Origin of the sequence: Rhodoferax sp. (assembly GCF_014859475.1) — a bacterium.
In the GTDB taxonomy this organism is placed as follows: domain Bacteria; phylum Pseudomonadota; class Gammaproteobacteria; order Burkholderiales; family Burkholderiaceae_C; genus Rhodoferax.
In genome coordinates, this window is sequence record NZ_JACUUE010000161.1 from 1 (window position 1) to 5,816 (window position 5,816).

The following is a 5,816-nucleotide window of genomic DNA, read 5'->3' on the forward strand; positions in this document are numbered from 1 at the left end:
TGGGGTTTCATGTGCCTGATGCTGCTGGGCAAGGCCGTGCTCGAAGAGCGCTGGATGGCAGCGCTACACCCGGACTATGTGCGCTACCAGGCGCGCACGCGCTGGTTCATTCCGTATCTGCTGTGACCGGCATCAGGCTGGCCAGCACCTTGTCCACGCGCTTGCCGTCCAGGTCCACCACCTCGAACAGCCAGCCCTCGCATTCAATTTTTTCGCCGGTCACCGGCATGTGGCCGCTCACCGCCATCAGCAAGCCGGCCAGCGTGTTGTAGCGGCCGCGCTCCTCCAGCGGCAAATCGTCCAGGTCGAGCCGGGCCTTGAGTTCGCTCACCGGCATCATGCCGTCAAGCAGCCAGCTGCCGTCGTCGCGCTGCACCGCCCAGGCTTCGGTTTTGGCGCTGGGTTGCAGCTCGCCGGTGATGGCTTCGAGCAAGTCATGCGGTGTGAGCATGCCCTGCACCACGCCGTATTCGTCCACCACCAGCACCAGGCGCCCCACCTTGGCACGGAACTGCTCCAGCAAACTCATGCCGCTGAGGGTTTCGGGCACAAAAACGGCCGGATGCACATAATCTTGCAGTGTGCCGGGCGCGGCCACGCCCAGCTCAAGCATGTGCGCCACGCTGATTTTGCCGACCACATCGTCGAGTGAGCCGCGGCACACCGGGTACCACGAATGCGCGCGCTGGGCACCATCGGCACCCACTTTTTGCAGGGCCTGCGCCACGCTGATGCTGGCGTCGAGCCAATCCACCTCGGCGCGCGGCACCATCAGCGAGGTGAGCTGCCGGTCGTCCAGACCAAACACGTTTTGCACCATCTGGTGCTCATGCTCCTCGATCACACCGGCGTCCACACCCTCTTCGAGGTTGGCGGAAATTTCTTCTTCGGTCATGGCGCGCACCGCGCTGGTGTCGATGCGCAACAGCCTGAGCATGGCTGCGGTGGAGCCCGCCAGCAGTCTGACAAAGGGCCCGGCCGCGCGCGCCAGCCACTGCATGGGTCGCGACACCAGGCGCGACACTTGCTCAGGGTACAACTGGCCGATGCGCTTGGGCACCAGCTCGCCAAAAACGATGGTGGTATAGGTAATGACGGTCACCACCAGCGCCGTGGCCATGACGGACGCCACCGGCTCGGTCAGGCCCCAGTCTTGTAACCAAGCGGCAAGCCCGGCGCTGAATGCGGCCTCGCCCACAATGCCGTTGAGCAGCCCGATCGAGGTAATGCCCACCTGCAAGGTCGATAAAAACTGGTTGGGGTTGTCGAGCAGCGTCAGCGCCGCCTGCGCGCCCTTGTCGCCCGCTTCGCCCATGGCGTTGAGGCGCGACTTGCGGCTGGAAGCCAGCGCCAGCTCCGACATGGCAAAAATGCCATTGAGGAAAGTCAAGAAAACAATCAGTAAAAATTCCATGTATCTCGAAGGACAATAAGGACCATGGCACTTTACCTGATTGGCGACGTGCAGGGTTGCGACAGCGCCCTGCAACACTTGCTTGACAAAATTTCTTTCTCGCCCAGCCGCGACACGCTCTATCTGTTAGGCGACCTGGTCAACCGCGGCCCCGACTCCGCGGGCGTGCTGCGCCGCCTGATGGCTTATGGCAATGCCGCGCAATGTTTGCTCGGCAACCACGACCTGCACTTGCTGGCCACAGCGGTGGGCGCACGCCGGCCCAGCCGCAAAGACACGCTGGGCGACTTGCTGCAAGCCCCTGACTGCGATGCCATGCTGGCCTGGCTGCGCCAGCAACACATGGCTTTTTTGCTGCAACACCAGGCGCAATCTTTCCTGATGGTGCACGCCGGCGTGCTGCCCAGCTGGAGCGCCAGCCAGACCATGGCGTTGGCCAGTGAATTCGAAGCGGTGTTGCGCGGCCCCGACCTGAGTGAGTTTTTGCACCAGATGTACGGCAATACACCAGACCGCTGGCACGACAACCTTAAGGGCATGAACCGGCTACGGATGATTGTCAACGCGCTGACGCGGCTGCGCTTTTGCACGGCTGACGGTGTGATGGATTTCGAGGTCAGCGACGGTGCCCACGCCGCACCGCCGGGCCATATGCCGTGGTTTGATGTGCCCGGGCGCCAAACTGCGGATGTCACGGTGGCGTTTGGCCACTGGTCCACGCTGGGCTGGTTGGGCCGCGACGATGTGTTCGCGCTCGATTCAGGCTGCATTTGGGGCGGCCACTTGAGCGCGCTGAAACTAGGCGCTGGTGCAAAAGCGCATGAACTGATCCAGGTGAAGTGCGAGCAGGCGCAAAAGCCGGGGTAATTTGACTTGGTCTTTATGAAGCCGAATTTATTCGGCCAGGTTGACTGAACTCAACCCCACAAGGCGCCAAGATCAGGGTGCGTTCAACTGAGCAAACCAGGCTCAAGCCGATTGAAACAGCGCGGGCACTTTGCGTTTGGTCTTGATGTTGCTGGAAATGGTGCGCACCCCCGGGCGAGCGGCCGCTTCCCAGGCGGGCGCAGCATCAGCAGGCAAGGCCGGCTCGTAAGGTTTTTCAAAGAAAGGGTCTTGCGGCTCGGGGCGGCTGCGGCGCGCTGCAGCACGTGGGCCGCGCGCAAAATCTTCGGCTCGGCGCTGGTCACTGCCGTCTTCGCGGTAGAGCCGGCGGCCGTCGTTGATGTGGCCCTGCTTGCGAATGTCGGGCAGGTTTTCTTCAAATTGAAGCGCTTCGAGTTCGATCTTGGTCTTGAGCAGCTTCTCAACTTCGGTCACCAGGCGCTGGTCGCTCTTGGCGACAAAGGTCACCGCCAGCCCCTCAGCACCGGCGCGACCAGTACGGCCAATGCGGTGCACATAGTCTTCGGCATGGAACGGTATGTCGAAATTGAACACGGCAGGCACGTTCTTGATGTCGAGGCCGCGCGCGGCCACGTCGGTACACACCAGCAAATCGACCTCGCCGCTCTTGAAAGATTCCAGCGCCTTCAGGCGTTCGTCCTGATTTTTGTCGCCGTGCAGCGCCGTGGTTTTGAGACCTTCGCGCTCAAGTGAGCGTGCCAGCCGGGCGCAACCGAGTTTGCTGTTGACAAAAACAAAGGCCTGCTTGAGACCCCGCTCTTTCAGCACCTGGTGCAGGGCGTGGCGCTTGTCGTCGCCCTCGACGCTGTAAAAATGCTGCTCCACGGTCGAGGCCGCGGCATTGGAGCGCGCCACCTCGATCGTCACCGGGTTCTGCAAATAGCTACCGGCCAGACGCTTGATTTCAGGCGAGAAGGTGGCCGAGAACAGCAGCGTGATGCGCTGCTTGGGCAGGTAACTCAGGATGCGCTGCAAATCAGGCAAAAACCCGATGTCGAGCATGCGGTCGGCCTCGTCGAGCACCACGTATTCGACCTGGTTGAGCACGCAGTTCTTGGCTTCGATGTGGTCAAGCAGCCGACCCGGCGTGGCCACCAGCACTTCGACGCCTTTTTTCAGCTCGGCAGTTTGCGGCTTCATGTCCATGCCGCCAAACACCACCGCGCTGCGCAGATTGGTGTGCTTGCCATAGAGCTCGACCTGTTCGGCCACCTGCACCGCGAGTTCGCGCGTGGGCAGCAGCACCAGCGCGCGCACCGGGTGGCGCGCGGGCGAGGTGGAGGCGTTTTCGTGCTTGAGCATGCGCTGCATCAGCGGCAGCGCAAAGGCAGCCGTTTTGCCGGTGCCGGTTTGCGCGGCACCCATCACGTCGTGGCCTTGTAGCACCATGGGGATGGCCTGGGCCTGGATCGGGGTCATCGACTCGTAGCCCATATCGGCAACCGCACGGGCCAGCGGGGCGGCCAATTGCAACTGGGCAAAGGCCATGATGGGGGTGTCGGAGGTTAATTCGTTTGCGGTCGCAGGAGTCAGTTCGGTCATTGAAGCTCAGGTTCAATTGCTATCAATCCGATAGCTGGTGATGCCCGGGAATCGGGGCAAATTTCTTGATAAGAAGCGCTATTATCGTTGATTCAGGCGCACAGGCCCAAATCCTGGCCGGGCAAGGCCTTTCGGCCCGTTCATTTTGTGTTGGCTTCAGGCCTTGGGCAAGGTCACGCCGCGCTGGCCCTGGTACTTGCCGCCGCGGTCTTTGTAGCTGGTTTCGCAAACTTCATCGCTCTCGAAAAACAGCACCTGGGCGCAGCCCTCACCGGCGTAGATCTTGGCAGGCAGCGGCGTCGTGTTGGAGAACTCCAGCGTCACATAACCTTCCCACTCGGGCTCGAACGGCGTCACGTTGACGATGATGCCGCAGCGCGCGTAGGTGCTCTTGCCCAGGCAGATGGTCAGCACATTGCGCGGAATGCGAAAGTACTCCACGGTACGCGCCAGCGCAAAGCTGTTGGGTGGAATGATGCAGACATCATCATTGAAATCGACAAAGCTTTTTTCATCGAAATTCTTGGGGTCCACCACGGTGCTGTGGATATTGGTAAAGACCTTGAACTCGGGCGCGCAGCGGATGTCGTAGCCGTAGCTGCTGGTGCCGTAACTGACAATTTTGTGGCCAACGGCATCCTGGCGAATCTGGCCAGGCTCGAAGGGCTCGATCATGCCGTGCTGCTCGGCCATGCGGCGGATCCATTTATCGCTTTTGATCGTCATCGGGTTCAACTCCTGAGGTTGGCGCGATTGTAAGCAGCGGACTCAGAAAAAGTGGATACTCGCCAGCATGAATCTGAATCGCTGGAACCCTGTTCGTTGCGTGGCAACCCTGGTCTGCGCCCTGACCGGTTTTCATGCCGGTGCGCAAGACTTTGCGTTGCCCGGAACGGCGCAGCAGACGCTGTTTGAGCAGGCGCGGGCTTATGAACACGGCGAAGGCGTGCCGCGCGACGCGCAGTTGGCGACCCTGTTGTATTGCGAAGCGGCGCGTCGGGGTGACCGTGATGCGCAGTACAACCTGGGTTGGATCTATGCCAACGGCCGGGGTGTGGCACGCGACGATGCCGCTGCAGCGTACTTGTTTCAGGCCGCTTCCGAGCAGGGCATCGAAGCCGCGCAGCGCATGTTGGCGGTACTCGGTGAACTGCCTGCCAGAATGCCGGAATGCATGCGCGCACCCGAGCCCGAACCTGTACCCGAGGCGCCCCAGGTGGCAGATTTGCCGCGGGTGGACTACGCATTGATCGCGCCACGCAAGATTTTGAACCTGGTGATGAAGCTGGCCCCGCAGTTCAAGGTCGAACCACAGCTGGCGCTGGCGATCATGGCGGCCGAGTCCAACTTCGACCCGCTGGCCGTGTCCCCCAAAAACGCCCAGGGGCTGATGCAGCTCATCCCCGAAACCAGCGAACGTTTTAACGTGAAAAATGCCTTTGATCCGGCACAAAACATTCGTGGCGGACTCACTTACCTGCGCTGGTTGCTGGCCTATTTTGAGGGCGATGTGACGCTGGTGGCTGCTGCCTATAACTCGGGCGAAGGCACCGTGGAGCGCTACCGGGGCGTGCCACCCTACAAGGAAACCCGCAGCTACGTGCAGCGCATCTTGCGCAACTTCGGCAACAGGCATCACCCGTTTGAGGCCAGAGTGACCCGCCCGTCGCCGCCCCTGAAAACGATTCGGCTTCAGCCGCTGCAATGACAAAGATTCTTTTGATATGCATGGCCAACATCTGCCGCTCGCCCATGGCGTGCTCGGTGGCACGGCAGATGGCGCGCGAGGCAGGGCTGGCTGGCTCGTTGAAATTCGACTCGGCTGGCACCCATGCGCAAACTGCCGGAAAACGAATGGATGCGCGCGCCAGGGCTGTGCTGTTGGGCCGCCGCTATGAGCCCGAAAAAACCCGCTCCAGGCAGGTCAGCGAAAAGGATTTTCAGCATTACGACC

Annotated in this window: 5 protein-coding genes and 1 pseudogene; 3 read left to right on the forward strand and 3 right to left on the reverse strand. The window is 61.3% G+C overall.

The window, feature by feature from the left end:
• Positions 1 to 106 precede the first annotated feature (106 nt).
• Positions 107 to 1,414: a hemolysin family protein gene (locus IBX54_RS11790; RefSeq protein ID WP_296542848.1), complete on the reverse strand. Its 1,308-nt coding sequence runs from the start codon at positions 1,412 to 1,414 to the stop codon at positions 107 to 109.
• A gap of 24 nt (positions 1,415 to 1,438) precedes the next feature.
• Between IBX54_RS11790 and IBX54_RS11795 the strand changes: the two genes are divergently transcribed.
• Positions 1,439 to 2,281 (forward strand): symmetrical bis(5'-nucleosyl)-tetraphosphatase, encoded by an 843-nt coding sequence (locus IBX54_RS11795; protein WP_296542849.1) that lies wholly within the window; start codon positions 1,439 to 1,441, stop codon positions 2,279 to 2,281.
• 102 nt (positions 2,282 to 2,383) lie between these two features.
• Here IBX54_RS11795 and IBX54_RS11800 read toward each other — a convergent pair whose 3' ends face one another.
• Positions 2,384 to 3,808, reverse strand: a complete 1,425-nt coding sequence (locus IBX54_RS11800; protein WP_296542850.1) for a DEAD/DEAH box helicase — start codon at positions 3,806 to 3,808, stop codon at positions 2,384 to 2,386.
• Positions 3,809 to 4,018: 210 nt separating this feature from the next.
• Positions 4,019 to 4,588: a dCTP deaminase gene (gene dcd, locus IBX54_RS11805; RefSeq protein ID WP_296542851.1), complete on the reverse strand. Its 570-nt coding sequence runs from the start codon at positions 4,586 to 4,588 to the stop codon at positions 4,019 to 4,021.
• 67 nt (positions 4,589 to 4,655) lie between these two features.
• On the opposite strand from dcd, the gene IBX54_RS11810 reads away from it, so the two are divergent.
• Entirely contained in the window at positions 4,656 to 5,570 is a 915-nt protein-coding gene (locus IBX54_RS11810; protein WP_296542852.1) for a lytic transglycosylase domain-containing protein, read from the forward strand.
• 20 nt (positions 5,571 to 5,590) lie between these two features.
• Positions 5,591 to 5,816, forward strand: a pseudogene (locus IBX54_RS11815) (low molecular weight phosphotyrosine protein phosphatase); the annotation flags it as partial.

Bases quoted from the DNA above. Each gene is read 5' to 3' on its own strand.
- IBX54_RS11810 (WP_296542852.1), top strand. From the start codon at position 4,656: ATGAATCTGAATCGCTGGAACCCTGTTCGTTGCGTGGCAACCCTGGTC.
- dcd (WP_296542851.1), bottom strand. From the start codon at position 4,588: ATGACGATCAAAAGCGATAAATGGATCCGCCGCATGGCCGAGCAGCAC.
- IBX54_RS11790 (WP_296542848.1), bottom strand. From the start codon at position 1,414: ATGGAATTTTTACTGATTGTTTTCTTGACTTTCCTCAATGGCATTTTT.
- IBX54_RS11795 (WP_296542849.1), top strand. From the start codon at position 1,439: ATGGCACTTTACCTGATTGGCGACGTGCAGGGTTGCGACAGCGCCCTG.
- IBX54_RS11800 (WP_296542850.1), bottom strand. From the start codon at position 3,808: ATGGCCTTTGCCCAGTTGCAATTGGCCGCCCCGCTGGCCCGTGCGGTT.